The following is a 1,089-nucleotide window of genomic DNA, read 5'->3' on the forward strand; positions in this document are numbered from 1 at the left end:
GTCTCCACGTATTGAAACAAACGGACTGGCAATACCGTCATGTGAAGCAGATGTCGGAATGCTCACAAAAGATTTTTTCAAATTATATGCAATCATCTTTGCAATATCAACAGACCTTCCGCCGCCAATTCCAATTATCAAGTCGCTCTTGTCTTTTTTTATCTCTGACAGAGTACGGTTGGCAGATGCTACATCGTTGCTTGTGCTGCGGTGCCACACATACTTTATTCCAGAATCAGTAAGCGATGAAGAAATTTTTTTATCAGTAATCTTTCGGACCTTGTCACCTGATACCAAAGAAACCTTTCTAGGATTTGACAGGCCAGCAAGAAATTCTCCTATACCAGAAATATTGTTCTCACCTATGAGTATCTTTCTTGGTAGCTCCATGATGTGAGAAGCCATGGTTTTTCACTTGGAATTTGGTTATTTATCGATTCCCGGCAATCCAAAGTTATTTAAGCGGGTGATATGCAATCCAAAATATCTAAACTTAGGAGCAAGTTATTTGTCAGACTATATCGAACAACACACATACCATGGAACAACTACAGTAGGGATAAGCTGCACTGACGGTGTAGTCCTCTGCGCAGACATGAGGGCAAGCGCAGGATATTTCATAGCAAATAACAATACAATGAAGATCCAAAAGATCGATAATCACGCCGGAATGACAATCGCAGGTGGTGTTGCAGATGCACAAAATGTAACAGACATGCTAAGATATCATTCAAACATACACAGAATTGACAAGCAAGAGTATCTACCGATAAAATCAATTGCAAGACTTGCATCATTGATATTCTTCCAGAATAGATACTATCCATTCATTGCAGATATTCTCGTTGGAGGATATGACAAGCAGGGCCCAGCATTGTACAACATTGACATGTTTGGCTCGCTTGACAAAAAAACATACGTAACAACAGGAAGTGGATCTCCAGTAGCTTACGGTCTCTTGGAAAGTGAGTACCGTGATGGCTTGACAGTAGAAGAGGGAAAGATGATTGCCCTAAGAGCGGTAAAGGCTGCAATCACCAGAAACATTGGAACTGGTGACGGAATCAATGTAGCTATCATCGACAAGCA

Annotated in this window: 1 protein-coding gene and 1 pseudogene; one reads left to right on the plus strand and one right to left on the minus strand. The window is 40.9% G+C overall.

Annotated elements, in window-relative coordinates:
• Positions 1-405 (minus strand): annotated as a pseudogene (locus tag DYY66_RS13920) (iron-containing alcohol dehydrogenase); the annotation flags it as partial.
• Positions 406-508: 103 nt separating this feature from the next.
• On the opposite strand from DYY66_RS13920, the gene DYY66_RS03180 reads away from it, so the two are divergent.
• The coding region (locus tag DYY66_RS03180; RefSeq protein ID WP_166286155.1) for a proteasome subunit beta at positions 509-1,089 on the plus strand (581 nt) is incomplete at its 3' end.

It is taken from the genome of Candidatus Nitrosotalea sp. FS, assembly GCF_011319475.1.
In the GTDB taxonomy this organism is placed as follows: Archaea; Thermoproteota; Nitrososphaeria; order Nitrososphaerales; family Nitrosopumilaceae; genus Nitrosotalea.